Here is a 14,380-nt window from a genome sequence, read left to right as displayed (position 1 = left end):
CAATCCGAACAGGAATAGACAGAAGACCGCTGCTATATGCGGTTCCTCTGCCTATCGCCCTGCCCTTATCGGACATTAGCCTTGTCAGGCAAGCGTAAACGGCTGTCGCTGTACTCTGGCGGCAAAGCTAGCGTTTCGAGGGTGAAATATAAACCCGTTATACGGCTGTAACCTATACATGCTTATATTTCACAAAAGCTCTTATTTACTTGCTGCATACAGCTCGTTCATTTCCTTGCTCAGATCATCGCCGCCACTCGTTTTCCACAGCTGGATCGCGTCTTTAAAACCAGCCTCGTCGATTTGACCGACGATAAATTTGATCCGGGCATCATTCATGATATTGTCCAGCTGTGCGCCTTTTTGCGTATAAACGTCCGAGATGAAAGGCTCTGCCGGATTCGTCACGATAAGCTGTTCATTTTCCTTCTGCACCTCGGTCTGCTTAATGCGCAGCGGCGTCTGCTTCACTTTCGTCGACTTGTCCTCTGGAATAAAGCTGAGCATCTGATTGAGCCCCTCGACCTCGGATTCCAGCAGCGCTGCATCCTTGCTCGGCTCAAGCGCACCATCCACGATCGTATGATGCTTGTTTTCAATGCCATACCCTAGCAGCGTCTGCATTTCGGGTTCGCTCAGTTGATCCATAAACTTGAGGATTTGCTTCAGCTCCTCCTCGGTTTTAACGGAAGATTTAGGGAAGGCCAGCAAGCCGGCAAAGCCGGACGTTGGCAGCGTATGAACCTGTCCATCCGTTCCTTTCACCCCGCCAAATACATCCATATAATGCACATCCGGCTGGTCTTTGCCCGCTGCCGCAAGCGCAGCATGAATTTTATCATCGGCCCGCGCCGCGCCGTCCACGACGTCCACTATGACGCCAGCCTGATTATTAACAAGCGGATCATTCCATTTCGCCGAATCCATAATGGCAAAATCCTGATTAATCAGCTTTTCATCGTACAGCTTTTTCATGAATTTAAGCGCTTCCAAATACTCGGGCGTTTCATAATCGACAACGAGCTTGCCGTCCCGCTCTCCCCATTTGTTCGGTGACCCAAACCACAGCTTGATCGTATCGAAGCCGCTCGCCCACTGGCCCGTCCACTTGACCATGACCATGCCGTACGTATCGTCCTTGCCGTTTTTGTCCGGGTCCTTCTCCTTGAACGCCTTCAGCATATTGTAAAAATCATCAATCGTTTGCGGCGTTTGAAGGCCGACAGCATCGAGCCAATCCTTGCGGTAAAATACCCCATTGCGACCAAGGGCGCGGCCGCGGTACAGACCGTAATTTTTCCCATCAACCGAGGAGTTGTTTAAAATGACCGGGTTCGCCTGGCTCAAATTTTTGTAATCCTTCAAATAAGGCCCGATTTCCCAAAACGCGCCGGATTTCGCGGCATTAACGAAGCTCGGCGACTTCACATCCGGCACATACATAATATCCGGCAGCTTGCCCGAAGCGAGCGTAATATTAAATTTATCCGTGTAGGAGGCATTCGGCACCCACTCAAAATGAATGTCGGTATTCGTCCGCTTCTCGATCTCTGCTGCTACCGGACTGTCATCCTTCGGGAAATTCGTCTTAAAAATCGGCAGCATAATATTGAGCTGCAGCGCCTTCTCTGCTGCCGGACTTTCCCCTGCTGTACCTGGTGCAGCAGGCGAACCTCCCGTACTGCCTTCCGCATTTCCTCCCTGCTGCGAGCAGCCTGCAATTACGGCTCCCGCCATTGAACCAACGAGCAGCATAGGCAGCAAACGCTTTCTCTTTCCTTCTTTCTTTCTCATCGCTGACGCCTCCCTTAATCATTTATCATATATGGTAAAATACCAAACCGCCAGCTACTTGCACGCTAAATCGGCTTGTTTGTGTTGCCTCATGGAGACGGCCCTAAGCCGTGCATTCGCCATTACCCTTTGATTGAGCCAATGAGCACGCCCTTGGCAAAATGCTTTTGCAAAAACGGATAGACGAGCAAAATCGGCACGGTGCCGACGACGATAACTGCCATCTTGATCGATTGGTCCGGCGGCTTGACGAAGGACGGGTCCATCGCATTAACGTCGCCTGCCGCTGCCTGTGACAGCAGAACAATTTGACGCAGCAGCACTTGAAGCGGCCATTTTTGTGGATCATTTATATACAGCAGCGCCGCGAAAAAATCATTCCAATGCCCTACCGCATAAAACAGCGTGAAGGTCGCAAGCACTGGCTTTGACAGCGGCAAAACGATACGCCACAACAGCCCCAGCTCCGTACAGCCGTCAATGCGGGCCGCTTCCTCCAGCCCAGGCGGCAGCTCCTGGAAAAAGTTTTTAATAATGATCAGGTTGAAGGCGCTAATCGCCCCCGGTATAATAAGTGCCCAATAGGAATCGAGCATCCCCAGCTCGCGAATGACCAAATACGTCGGAATCATGCCACCGCTGAACAACATCGAGAAAATGACGAGATTCAGCACGACATTGCGGCCCATCAAATTGCGTCTTGCCAGCGGGTAAGCCATCGTAACTGTGAAAAACAGGTTGACCAGCGTTCCGAATGAGGCAATAAACAGGGAAACGCCAATGCTTTTCATAATCGTATTCGTTGAAAAAATAAATTCATAGGCCGCCAGCGAAAACGTCCTCGGTATGAGAAACACCGTACGCTGGGTCAGCTCCGCATCCGTTGCGAACGAGCCCGATATGACGAAAATAAACGGCAGCACCGCCGCCAGTGCACAGACGCTGAGCACGATATAATTCGCGGTATCAAACACTCGGCTGGATACCGTATTGTAATGCTTAGCCATTTTTTCAAGCCTCCTTCTTCCTAGCTAGTACAGCCCCGACTGTCCAAAGCGCTTCGCCAAATAGTTCGCCCCGACGACAAGCACGACGCCGATGAGCGATTTGAACAGACCAACTGCGGTACTGTAGCTGAATGCGCCTTGAGTGATTCCCATCATGTAAACATACGTATCGAACACTTCTGCCGCTTGCCTGTTGAGCGGGTTCAGCATGAGATAAATTTGTTCAAAGCCATTTTCGAGAATGTTGCCCATTCGTAAAATAAGCAAAATCACGATCGTGCTGCGTACTGCCGGCAGCGTAATATGCCAAATTTGACGCCAGCGATTCGCACCATCCATCGTGGCGGCCTCGTATTGTTCCATATCTACGCCTGCAAGCGCAGCGAGAAAAATAATCGTTCCCCAGCCGCATTCCTTCCAAATGGTTTGCATAATGATCAGCGGCTTGAACCATTCAGGTGTGGCGAGAAATTCGATTTTGTGCCCGGTATACTGCTCCAGCACTTCGTTGACAGGGCCCCCGGCCGTCGTCAAAAATACATACGTCATACTCGCCACAATAACCATGGAGATGAAATGCGGTACATAAATCATCGTCTGCACCGTGCGTTTGAAGAGCGCGAAGCGTATTTCATTCATCAATATCGCCAGCACGATTGGTGCCGGGAAGAAAAATACTAAATTGTATAAGGAAAGCAGCAGCGTGTTGCGCAGCAGCATAAAAAACTCGGGATTGGCAAAAAACAGCTGAAAATGCTCCACTCCCACCCACTCGCTTTTCAAAAATCCGGTAAACGGCTGGAAATTTTTGAATGCCAGCAGTACGCCCCACATGGGCACATATTTAAATACGATAAAATAAAGCAAGCCTGGCAGCAGCAATATGTACAGCCATTTGTCTTTCTTAAGCCGCCCCAGCACGCTTGGACGATAGTCTCGGGACGGCTGCTTGCCAGCTTCCGGCATAACCGCTATTTGTTTCATCCTCGCTCACCTCCAGCTTTCATTCGTTTACTTTTGTCCTACCGCGACGTTAGCCTCACTTCTCACACTAATCTCACTCGGCCTCACTCATTTGCGGTGTAGCCTTAGTATGCGGTCTGCTCGCATTTTCCCGCAATTAGACATTCTTGAACCGCGCTGCTGCGGGGTTTTTGGCCGTTCCGACAAGAAAGTGCAAAGCTGTGCAAAAGGTTTCAAGCCCTAAAAATGCCCCTGTTAAAAAGTCCGATTGCCAGCCCAGAGCAGCGCCTATTAAAGTACAAAGTAAAGATTAACGGAAAGGCGTGAGCTTAGATGAAGGGACCACTGGAAGGAAAGCTGTATCATGGGGCGGCACTGTATCCTGAGCTTTGGGATGCTGATGTGCTTGCGGAGGATATTGCGCTAATGAAGGAAGCCGGCATTAATGTCGTGCGAATGGGCGAATTTATTTGGTCGAGGCTGGAGCCAGAGGAAAATCGGATTGACATCAGGTTTTTAGCTGAAATTATCCAGACGCTGCACGAGAATGATATCGAGACGATCATGTGCACACCGACGGCGACGCCACCGATTTGGCTGTCACATGGACATCCGGAGCGGCTGTTCGTCAATGAGAAGGGCGAGACGCTGGGACATGGTTCGCGGCAGCATGCGTGTACGAACAACGCCTACTTTCGCGGGCGCTCGGCGGTCATTATTGATCGGCTCGCTCAAGAGCTTGGCGGGCTGCCGGGCTTGATTGGCTGGCAGCTCGACAATGAGTTCAAGGCGCATGTAGCCGAATGCATGTGCGCAGCATGCTTGCAGCTGTGGCATAGCTGGCTGGAGCAGCGGTATGGAACGATCGAGCAGTTGAATGAAGCGTGGGGCACCCATATTTGGAGCGAATATTATAATCGCTTTGATCAAATTCCACAGCCATGCGCAACGCCGTTTCTGCATCATGCGTCGCTGCAAACGATGTATCGGCTGTTCTCGATGGAGAAGCTAGCGGAATTTGCCGAGGAGCAGATCGCCGTCATCCGGCGCCACTCGGCGCTGCCGATTACTCACAATAGCAGCATCGCCTTCCATGTGGACATTGAACGACTGTTCCAGCAGCTGGATTTCGGCGCTTATGATACGTATGCGTCCAGCACCAATTGGCCCGCCTACATGATCAATTGCGACTTATGGCGCAACGTCAAGCGCGGCAAGCCGTTCTGGGTCATGGAGACGAGCGCCAGCTACAGCGGCTCGCTGGAGAGCTATGCAGCGCCTCACCCGAATGGTTATGTGAAGGTTGAAGCAGTCGCCGCTTATGCACTGGGTGCGGGAGGGTTCTGCTATTGGCCGTGGCGGCAGCAGCGCGCGGGCAGCGAGCAGCCGCATGGCTCAGTCGTAAGCGCTTGGGGCAAAAAGACGATTGGCTACGCCAATGTCGTGCAGGTCGAGCAGGCGCGGCGCGAGCTGGAGGACATTCTGCTCGCAACCTCGCCCATGCAGGCTGAGCTGGCCATGACCTATTCGGATCGTGCCAAAGCCTATATGCGTACCGAGCCGCTGCGCAAGCTGAACCATCGCGGGCTCATCACCGATTTTTATGCCCGGCTGGTCGCGCTCGGCATTCATCGCGACTTAATTACGGAAGGCAGCGAGCTCGGCGGCTACAAGCTGCTGCTTACGCCATTCGTGCCCTATTTGCCGCCGGACTACATCGACCGTGCCCTCGCCTTCGTTCGGGAAGGCGGGATCTGGATCGTCGGTCCGCTTACGGGAGGGCGGACGGAGCATCACACTTGGCATACCGATGCCGCTTTAGGGAAGCTGGAGGAACTGGCTGGCGTGGAGGCTACATTCGTTTATCCGATGGACGGGACAGATGCCTACGGACAAGCATTCGGCCTCCAGGCCTCGCTGGGCATGTGGAGCTCGGTGTTTGGGCCGCTAGGCGGCAACGACCTCTCTGGCGGCGCATCCGCTTCTGACAGCGATGGCCGGGCAAACGCAATCGGCTGCGTTCAGCGTGGGCTGACGCCAGGCGCCGCTTTTATAACCGAGCGCCGCATCGGTCAAGGCAAGCTTGTCATGCTCGGCTCCATGCCGCAGGGCGATGAAGGGGATGAGATGCTGCGGCGCATGCTGCGGCATTACGCCGATGAAGCGGGTGTCACGCTGCGGTTTGAAGCAACTGAGGGTACCATTGTTGCGCCAAGGCAGGGGGATGGTTATATCGTCTGGGTCATTATTAATATGGATGGAGCTGGCGGCCATGTGACGCTGCCGCAAGCTGGCGTTGATGCCCTGTCTGGAGCTAATGTTCCAGCTGGCCCGCTTGCGGTTGGAAGATATGAATATAGAATCGTTCGTTTTTAATAAAATCAAGCTATCTCTGATAAATCTTCACAATATAATGGATATAAATGCACAAAAAACAGCAGCGGGAGTAGGGCAGAAACTTGTGCCCTACCCCGCTGCTGCAATTAAATAGGGGCCTCTACCGAAAGGCAGCTTCTTGCCTAGTCTTGGCGGACACAGCAGCAGCTATTTCAACCGAATTAAGGGTTATCGCAGGGGCTGCGGACTCAGGAGACGCAAATGCGCTGCCAATGACCATTTTGACGGGATAATGAGGGCTATAACGGCTTTCCTGCCCGCTTACAGCCTCAAATCATCTCAACAATCAGAATAGCGGAGCCTCAGTCCTCTGAAAATCTATCGTTTGATTCATCCATTTACAATTGAAAGCAGCTCAGACAGCTGCTGAATTTCAAAATCCGGTTTAACCGCGGTCGCATTGCTCTTCTGGTGCGGATTAAACCAGCACGTAGCAATGCCGCTGTTGATGCCTCCCTGCATATCGGAGGTCAAGGAATCGCCGATGATGATGATTTTGGACGGATCAGTTGCACCCAGCTTCGCAAACGCATAGTCAAATATGCCTTTATGCGGCTTCTGATACCCCGTCTCCTCCGATACGATAATATGCTCAAAAAAATGATTCAGCCCCGCTTTGCCAATACGCGACAGCTGCACCTCGAGAATGCCGTTCGTAATAACCGCCATTCGGCAATGCCCATGCAGACTGCTGCACAGCTCTACCGCACCTTCAATCAGAAAGCTGCCCTCGCCTAAATAGCCCAAATAGCAGGCGCTGAATTCATCTGCTGCGATGTGAGGATTATTTTCAGCAAAAAGCTGTCTAAACCGCTCCTGTTTCAGCGCCTCCAGCGTCACCTTGCCCTCCTCAAAATCCAGCCAAAGCTGCTTGTTAATCATGCGATAGCGTTCTACGTAGTCGCTGCCTTCCAGAGTTATGGCATAGTCCCGGCAGGAGCTTGTGAAGGCATGAGCCTCCGCCTGCCCGTAATCGAGCAGTGTATCGTCGATATCAAACAAAATAATGTCGTATTTCATATTCGCTTTGCTTATTTCCACCTGCATAAACACTCCTTCGGCTTGTTAGCGGGAGCCGCCGCGGGGAGCAGAAACATTTTTTTCCAGCGCATACAGCTCGTCTTCCATCGCTTGCATTCGTTCGACAACCGTCTTTCTCGCATCCTGAATCGCCTGATTATAAACATGCGGACCGAGCAGTGCAACCATATGGTCAAGCAGCTGTTCCGCTGCTATAGAGCCGATTTCCTCCGAACGCTCCAGCTCAAAATAGTGCTGTACCTGCTCAATCAGCTGCTGCTTCTGCTCTCTTGGCCATTTTAGCTTCATCATCGCTTATATCTCCTCCAGCTCACCGCGCATCATTAGAACGGCTTGTCCGCTCAATTGAACGCGATCCATTGTATTTTTCACCTTTACAAAACCGCCGCGAGCCGACGCTTGATAACCGACCAGCTCGTCCTTGCGCAGCCGCTTCGCCCAGTAAGGCGCCAGCGCGCAATGCGCCGAACCTGTCACCGGGTCCTCCAGCACGCCCACATTCGGATAAAAAGCCCGCGATATAAAGTCGTATGCTGCCTGGCCTTCAGCGCGAGCCGTCACAACAACACCACGCCCATCCAGTAGGCGCAGCTGTGAGAAATCCGGCTTCAGTGCCCGCACGGTCTGCTCGCTGTCCACTTCAACGACATAATCCATACGGTTGCGTCCCGTATAACGCGGAATGAGCCCCAGCCCCTCAATGAGCGCCTCGGGCGCTTTCGCCGGAGCTGGCGGCTCCGAAGGGAAGTCCATCGTCATTTCCGCCTCATCTTTCCCTAGCTTTACAGTCAGCACGCCGCTTCTCGTCCAAAAGGCTGCCGCCTCATCCGGCCTCAGCCGCTCCGTCTTCCACAATACGAAAGCAGCAGCTAGCGTAGCATGCCCGCATAAATCGACCTCGCTCGCCGGCGTAAACCATCGCAGCTCATAACCGCCCTCGCGCGGTGCCACAAAAGCAGTCTCGGACAAATGCATCTCCGCCGCCACTTTTTGCATCCAACCTTCATCACTCAGCGCCTCCAGCAAGCAAACCGCTGCCGGATTGCCGCCAAATGCTTCTCTCGTAAACGCATCTACTATATAAATCGGCAACATTTGCGCTTCTTTCTCCTTTCTGCCCGTGTTTATCAATAAATAAAAAGGAGGCGTCCCGCTGAGGACTCCTCTCCTATTATAACACCTCGAATTTGTGCGGCACAGCTTGTTCTAATCAGCAAGCGGAATAAGGAGTTCAACCGCTTCCTCCTCCAAATGCTGCTCCTGAATATAAAAAACTTCAAGCGCGACAGCGCTCTGATGCTTCTCAAGCTCCTGCTCGTTCATCCAGGCGAATAGCTGCTCGTAGGCTTCCCCAATTCTCTTGTTCGTGGATGCAACCATCGCATAACGATGGGTTGGGATGGTGAACTGCACCATGCCAGCGGGCACGTCCTCTGACGGCGGCATTTCGTAGCAGGCCCAATAAGTGGCAAATACTTCGTTGCCAAAATACGGGCTGTACAGCAGCGGCGCCTTCGACGTGGTATTCAGCTCATGCTTGCGGGCTAGAAACTCGCTTTGCAGGCGAATCGCCTCATCTGGAAAAGTAGAATACGGACCGCAATAACTAATCCCTACTAAATGAAGCGTTGGCTTCGTAATAATTGAGCAGTTGTCCACGCGAATTCCCCCTTTTCATCGGTCAGAACAGTTGCCTTAGGATGAGCTTTCACCCGCCAATAGTGTAACATGATTGCCCTAGAGAGCGGTAGCCCTTTATCCAGAATGGGCAGCATGGCTCAGCCGAAGCACAGGCAGCAGCTCTATCCGTTCATGGGTATGCTCGTGCACCAGCCATCGCTCCTTCATATGGTCGATGAACAACACGCCGTCCAAATGGTCCATTTCATGCTGCATGCAGCGGGCGAGAAAGCCTTCACCGTGAAAAATAACACTTTCGCCCGCTCGGTTTAGGCTGCGCACCGCAACCTTCTCCGCTCGGTTCACCCGCCCGTAGTAGCCTGGAAATGACAAGCAGCTCTCCACTCCCGTCTGCTCGCCCTCCATCGCTATAACTTCAGGATTAATGAGCTCGATCAGTCCTTCCCCGCAATCCATGACAACGACTCTTCTTAAAATGCCGATCTGGGGAGCAGCTAATCCCGCCCGTCCTTCACTTTCATATAACGTATCTGCCATATCACTAAGCAGCTTTAGTATTCTCGCATCTACCGCTTCAACAGGGCGCGCTTTTTTTCGCAATATCGGGTCACCGAACGGCAAAATAGCTTTAATGGTCATTTGGTCAAGCTCCTTTCGTTTTGGCAGGCGGCGTATGCACCCATAGCACACTCGGCGAGCAATCCAGCGCCGTGCAAAGCGCATCCAGCGTATCCGCCTTCATTTGTTTCGGCTGCCCGGTAAGCAGCGCACTAATCGAAGGGGCAGACAGGCGATAGTCCGCTTTCTCCTCCAGCAGTCGCGCCAATGCCGCACCAGACCAAATGCCTCGCTCTGCCATGACCTGCCGAAGCATCCACTCTAGCATATGATTCTCCTCCTTTTATAGGTACATAAATGTAGGCAACAGCTTATTTTATTAGGTATTGCCTAATATATCATAAAAGCAATCTGGCGCAGCTGCTTTTTCATTTTCGTTTAAGCAAGCTAGTATATGATAGGCACGCTCCCCTACCTACTAAGAAAAGGCGTGTGAACCGCATGGGCTTCGACGATTTGTTTTCCTCATTCCCTTTTCTACATACGAAACGATTAACGCTGCGCCAAATGGCTGTGCAGGACGCCGAGGATTTGCATGTTTTTTATTCCGATACGAAGGTGACGCGGCATTTGGACTGGCTCGGGCCAGACTCCATTGAAGCCTCCAAAATGCTAATAGACTCCTGGAACGAAGCCTACGCAGAGCGCAAGCTTATTCCATGGGGCATTACGCTGCAAGACAGCTCCCTAATTTTGGGAACGGTGATGCTGATGCCGACAAGAGGGACGTTTGAGGAAGCGCCCCGTTATCCGCTCACACTAGGCTATGACCTTAATCCCGCCTATTGGAATCAGGGCATTATGTCCGAAGCGCTTCAGGCTGTTATGCATTTCAATAACAAGCATATTCACGCACGCCGCATTCAAGCCGAGGTCCATCCTGAAAATGCCGCTTCGCTGAACGTGTTGAAAAAGCTTGGTTTTCAGCAGGAGGGCGTGCTGCGGCAGTATTTAATGCATGAGGCTACCAAAAATTTTCTCGATGTCATTGTTCTGGCCATGCTATTTAGTTAAATAATCAATGAAAAAAGCATTCGGTCACAATGACCGAATGCTTGATAAATGATAGGAATAGGATTAAAAATTGAAGACAAAATCATCATCATTGAGCTGCTCAACGTGAATCGTCCGTACGTAGCCATTGCCTTTTTTGGAGAAGAAATCATGCTGCTTCGTGTGTGTGCTGATGCCGTTGAATACGATTGGATTGACCGGCTCATCCGGGAACACACCGTCAAAGCCAAGATTCATCAGCGCCTTATTCGCGTTATAACGCACATAAGTTTTTACTTCTTCCTCCAGACCAAGCGGTGAATACAGCGAATCGGTATAAATAACCTCGTTCTCGTACAGGTCGTTAAGCAATTGGTCCAGCTCAGCCTTAAGCGAAGTCTGCTCCTCTGGCGTAAAGGTGTTGAACAGCTCCTGTGCCAGCACGCCAACGTACAAGCCGTGGATGCTCTCGTCACGCAAAATAAGATCGATAATTTCGCCGCTGCTCGTCATTTTGCCTTGACCTGCCAAATAAAGCGGATAGAAGAAGCCGCTGTAGAACAAGTAGCTTTCCAGAAATACGGAAGCCGCCATTGCTTTATACAGGTCCTGCTTTGTGCTAATGCCTTCATACCACGAGGAAATAAGCTCCGCTTTTCGTTGCAGCTGCTCATTTTTCTCTACCCATTGGAAAATCTCGTCGATCTCCTCAGTAGACGCGAGCGTCGTGAAAATGCTGCTGTATGATTTCGCATGAATTTGCTCCATCATCGACATAAAGGACAGCACCGCTTTGCGCTGCAAGCCATCCACATGCTCCAAAATCTTCGGCATGCCAATACCGCCCTGAATCGTATCCAGCAGCGTCAATCCGCCAAGCACGTTTTTATATAAGCTGCGCTCGGCATCGCTCATTTCCATCCAGTCCATTTTATCATCGGATAGAGGAATCTCTTCGTCCGTCCAGAATTGCATAACATTCTGCTGCCAGAACGTCAGCGTAAAATCATCATCCGGGCGGTTCCAGTTAACTGCCTTCATTATATATTAGGCTCCTTTGTAAAAGGCTGCGTGACGGCACCTGGAGCGGCCGCCCCGCAACCTTATCTTTTTGCGCAAATCTATATAAGTTGAACTGATGAACGGTATAGACGCTAGAGTAGCCACTGCGAGAAAGGTTGGACTTCCGGCCGCTGTTGTTTTCTGATTTCTTTGATGAATCCTCGTTGAGGATGAAATCTGAAAACAAAGGCTAATGCTTACGAAGCTGCTTTCCTTCGGAAAGCTGTAGCTCTCTCCAGTTCCAACCTTTCTCTCCGCCGCTCCAAGCTCTATTACCGATTTTTATTCAACTATATCTATTTTCTTGTTTTAAACCGCGCAGCTTGTGCACTCTTCTACGGATAGACGTTTCGTTCTTGTGTAATAGAGCGACTTCAGTCCTTTATGCGCTGCATAAATGTAGAAGCGGGCAAGCTCCCGAGTCGTCACGTTGCTGTTTACGTGCAGGACAGTGGAAATGCCTTGATCCACATGCTGCTGAATTTCGGCAATCAGGTCAATGAGCTTGAACTGATCGATATTGTAAGCCGATTTGTAATAGAAGAAATTGTCCTGCGACAAAAACGGCATAGGATAATAAGTTGTCGAGTTCGCGTACGTCCGCGTCTCAATATGCTCAACGATCGGCATAACGCTCGATGTCGCATTTTGAATGTACGAAATGCTTTGCGTTGGCGCGATAGCCAGACGGTAAGCATGGTACAGGCCGTGCTGCTGTACTTTCGCCTTTAGCGCAGTCCAGTCCTCAGGGGATGGAATTTCCATGCCTTCGAACAAAGCTTTCACCGCAGCGCTGACCGGACGGAAATCGGTCTCTTCATAACGCGAGAAGTATGTGCCCTTCGCATATTCGGAACGGTCAAAATCCTTGAACGTTTCGCCGCGTTCTTTGGCAATTTCCATACTTTGCTCCAGCGAATAGTAGTTCATCATCATGAAGAACGTGCTGGCGAACTCCTTCGCCTCATCGCTTTCGTAAGCGATGTGGTTTTTGGCCAAATAGCCGTTCAAGTTCATTGCGCCGAGGCCGACGGAATGAAGCTCTTCATTTGCTTTGCGTACGCCTGGAGCGTTGTCGATTTTCGAAAGATCGCTGACTGTCGTAAGCGCCTCGATCCCAACATGAACCGATTCCTTGATCTTCTTAAGCTCCATGACGTTTACGATGTTCAGCGATGCCAAGTTGCAGCTAATATCGCGCTGAATCAGGTCATCCGTGCCGTAGTCGTTAATAACCGAAGTCTCCTGCAGTTGGAAAATTTCCGTGCAAAGGTTCGACATCTTGACGCCGCCCACATCTTTAAGCGCATGAACGCGGTTCGCATTCGATTTGTTCATAATGTAAGGATAGCCGGATTCCAGCTGGATCGAAGCGATCTTGGTCATCATGTCGCGTGCGTTCATGACGATTTTCTTTTTCACTAAATCGTTCGCAAGCAGCTCCTCGTACATTTCGTCCATGTCCATATCGTCCAAATATTTGCCATAAGCTTTGTGGACGGAATGGGGTCCGAAGACGTACAATGGCTTGTTTTGCGCAGCAAGCTCATAAAATTTGTTCGGTATAATGAGGCCGATCGACAGCGTTTTGATCCGCGTTTTCTCATCGGCGTTAATTTTTTTGCAATCGAGGAACTCAATAACGTCCCAGCCAAAAATATTATAATAGCCTGCGCCAGAACCTTTGCGCTGTCCCATTTGATCGGCATAGGAGAATGCATCCTCCATCAGCTTAAGCACAGGCATGATGCCTTTCGCCGCACCCTCGACGCCTTTGATCGGCTCGCCGCGTCCGCGCAGCTTCGAGAGGTTGACCGCTACGCCGCCGCCGATTTTGGACAGCTGCATGCACGTGCCAATGACATAGTTGATGGAATTGAGCGAATCGTCCATTTCCAGCAGGAAGCAGGATACCATCTCGCCGCGGCGGCTTTTGCCCGCATTAAGGAAGGTTGGCGTTGCCGGCTGCAGCCGCTGCTCAATCATCGCTTCAGCAATGCGCAGCGCTCTCGCTGCGTCGCCTTCGCCCAAATGAAGCGCAACAATCGCAACGCGGTCTGGATATTGCTCCAAATATTGCAGCTTGTCGTTCGTTTTCATGGCATAGTCTTTGTAGAATTTGGAAATTGCCATATACGACTGAAACTGGAAGCTGCTGTTTGCCGTTAAATCAAATACAGCCTCAACTTGCTCATATGTATAATGGTCAAAAACGTTGTCGTAGTAGTCATTGCCGATCAAGTAGTCAAGCTTCTCCTGGAGCGAGGCGAACTTCACGCTCTTCTGCTCAACTTCCTCCATAAATGCTGCTACTGCCTCTTTATCCTTGTCCAACTGGTAAAAGCCGTCAGCTCCGCGCTGCATCAGCTCATTATTCAACTCAATATGCTTCAATGGTTCGCACCCTTTCAACAAAGTTTTCCGTATCGTATTTCGTTCCGGACAACTCAAATTTAGAAATAACAGGGACATTGTATAGCTCGGCAATCGTATCTGCGCTTTTGGCAAAGCCCGTTCCCCAATTGCGGTTGCCGCTGGCGGATACGCCGCGAAGATGTTTGCTGTTGCGCTTCAGGAATGACATGACCCGTTCTGGCACCTGTCCGAAACCTGTCGTATACGTGATGAGAACGAACGGCTCCTGGACCGCTTCCTGCTCTTCAATCGGCATAACGCGCATATTCAATTTGTTGATAAATCTTTTGACGTTGCCCGTCTTGGAATCATAGACAACCAGCATATATTTCTCTCTCCCCTACCGGATATCAGCAATAGAAAAGCGCTTCTGACCCTGAAAAAGCGTCAAATGCGCTAGTAGACTTAAAGTGTCGATTTCCGTGCTACACAACAAGATGTAGTTGCTG

General features: G+C 51.0%; 14 protein-coding genes. 2 read left to right on the top strand and 12 right to left on the bottom strand.

What is annotated here, in order from left to right:
• Window positions 1-201 precede the first annotated feature (201 nt).
• The 3 genes from ABEW34_RS26380 to ABEW34_RS26370 form a co-directional block, all read right to left on the bottom strand.
• Window positions 202-1,794 carry an extracellular solute-binding protein gene (locus tag ABEW34_RS26380; RefSeq protein WP_430163000.1) on the bottom strand — a complete coding sequence of 531 codons (1,593 nt, stop codon included), beginning with the start codon at window positions 1,792-1,794 and terminating at the stop codon, window positions 202-204.
• Window positions 1,795-1,916: 122 nt separating this feature from the next.
• The gene (locus tag ABEW34_RS26375) at window positions 1,917-2,801 is read right to left on the bottom strand and encodes a carbohydrate ABC transporter permease (RefSeq protein WP_056042092.1); all 885 of its coding nucleotides are present in this window, start codon (window positions 2,799-2,801) and stop codon (window positions 1,917-1,919) included.
• 24 nt (window positions 2,802-2,825) lie between these two features.
• A complete protein-coding gene (locus ABEW34_RS26370; RefSeq protein ID WP_430162996.1) occupies window positions 2,826-3,785 on the bottom strand; it encodes an ABC transporter permease in 960 nt (319 codons plus the stop codon).
• A 312-nt stretch (window positions 3,786-4,097) separates the two neighbouring features.
• Here ABEW34_RS26370 and ABEW34_RS26365 point away from each other — a divergent pair, with 312 nt between their 5' ends.
• Window positions 4,098-6,140 (top strand): beta-galactosidase, encoded by a 2,043-nt coding sequence (locus ABEW34_RS26365; RefSeq protein ID WP_430162994.1) that lies wholly within the window; start codon window positions 4,098-4,100, stop codon window positions 6,138-6,140.
• A gap of 351 nt (window positions 6,141-6,491) precedes the next feature.
• Here the strand turns inward: ABEW34_RS26365 and ABEW34_RS26360 are convergent, their stop codons facing one another.
• The 6 genes from ABEW34_RS26360 to ABEW34_RS26335 form a co-directional block, all read right to left on the bottom strand.
• Window positions 6,492-7,181 (bottom strand): YjjG family noncanonical pyrimidine nucleotidase, encoded by a 690-nt coding sequence (locus tag ABEW34_RS26360; protein WP_430163216.1) that lies wholly within the window; start codon window positions 7,179-7,181, stop codon window positions 6,492-6,494.
• A 45-nt stretch (window positions 7,182-7,226) separates the two neighbouring features.
• Window positions 7,227-7,493, bottom strand: a complete 267-nt coding sequence (locus tag ABEW34_RS26355; protein ID WP_046229671.1) for a DUF2164 domain-containing protein — start codon at window positions 7,491-7,493, stop codon at window positions 7,227-7,229.
• Window positions 7,494-7,496: 3 nt separating this feature from the next.
• Complete coding sequence (locus tag ABEW34_RS26350; RefSeq protein WP_430162991.1) at window positions 7,497-8,297, bottom strand: PhzF family phenazine biosynthesis protein; 801 nt, start codon at window positions 8,295-8,297, stop codon at window positions 7,497-7,499.
• 111 nt (window positions 8,298-8,408) lie between these two features.
• Window positions 8,409-8,861 carry a GyrI-like domain-containing protein gene (locus tag ABEW34_RS26345; RefSeq protein WP_430162988.1) on the bottom strand — a complete coding sequence of 151 codons (453 nt, stop codon included), beginning with the start codon at window positions 8,859-8,861 and terminating at the stop codon, window positions 8,409-8,411.
• Window positions 8,862-8,957: 96 nt separating this feature from the next.
• The gene (gene def, locus ABEW34_RS26340) at window positions 8,958-9,482 is read right to left on the bottom strand and encodes a peptide deformylase (RefSeq protein ID WP_430162985.1); all 525 of its coding nucleotides are present in this window, start codon (window positions 9,480-9,482) and stop codon (window positions 8,958-8,960) included.
• 4 nt (window positions 9,483-9,486) lie between these two features.
• Entirely contained in the window at window positions 9,487-9,729 is a 243-nt protein-coding gene (locus ABEW34_RS26335; protein ID WP_430162982.1) for a helix-turn-helix domain-containing protein, read from the bottom strand.
• 173 nt (window positions 9,730-9,902) lie between these two features.
• Between ABEW34_RS26335 and ABEW34_RS26330 the strand changes: the two genes are divergently transcribed.
• Window positions 9,903-10,475 (top strand): GNAT family N-acetyltransferase, encoded by a 573-nt coding sequence (locus tag ABEW34_RS26330; protein WP_430162979.1) that lies wholly within the window; start codon window positions 9,903-9,905, stop codon window positions 10,473-10,475.
• A 63-nt stretch (window positions 10,476-10,538) separates the two neighbouring features.
• Here ABEW34_RS26330 and nrdF read toward each other — a convergent pair whose 3' ends face one another.
• The 3 genes from nrdF to nrdI form a co-directional block, all read right to left on the bottom strand.
• Window positions 10,539-11,495 (bottom strand): class 1b ribonucleoside-diphosphate reductase subunit beta, encoded by a 957-nt coding sequence (gene nrdF / locus ABEW34_RS26325; RefSeq protein ID WP_046229665.1) that lies wholly within the window; start codon window positions 11,493-11,495, stop codon window positions 10,539-10,541.
• A gap of 330 nt (window positions 11,496-11,825) precedes the next feature.
• Window positions 11,826-13,910, bottom strand: coding sequence for a class 1b ribonucleoside-diphosphate reductase subunit alpha (gene nrdE, locus ABEW34_RS26320; RefSeq protein ID WP_056041927.1), 2,085 nt, complete (start codon window positions 13,908-13,910; stop codon window positions 11,826-11,828).
• The gene (gene nrdI / locus ABEW34_RS26315) at window positions 13,897-14,256 is read right to left on the bottom strand and encodes a class Ib ribonucleoside-diphosphate reductase assembly flavoprotein NrdI (protein WP_056041929.1); all 360 of its coding nucleotides are present in this window, start codon (window positions 14,254-14,256) and stop codon (window positions 13,897-13,899) included. The genes nrdE and nrdI overlap by 14 nt, the downstream gene beginning before the upstream one ends.
• Window positions 14,257-14,380: the final 124 nt, after the last annotated feature.

Source organism: Paenibacillus algorifonticola (genome assembly GCF_050481745.1).
Lineage (GTDB): Bacteria > Bacillota > Bacilli > Paenibacillales > Paenibacillaceae > Pristimantibacillus > Pristimantibacillus algorifonticola_A.
Note: the sequence above shows the minus strand (reverse complement) of the source record. Positions and strands in the feature narration are given on the sequence as shown.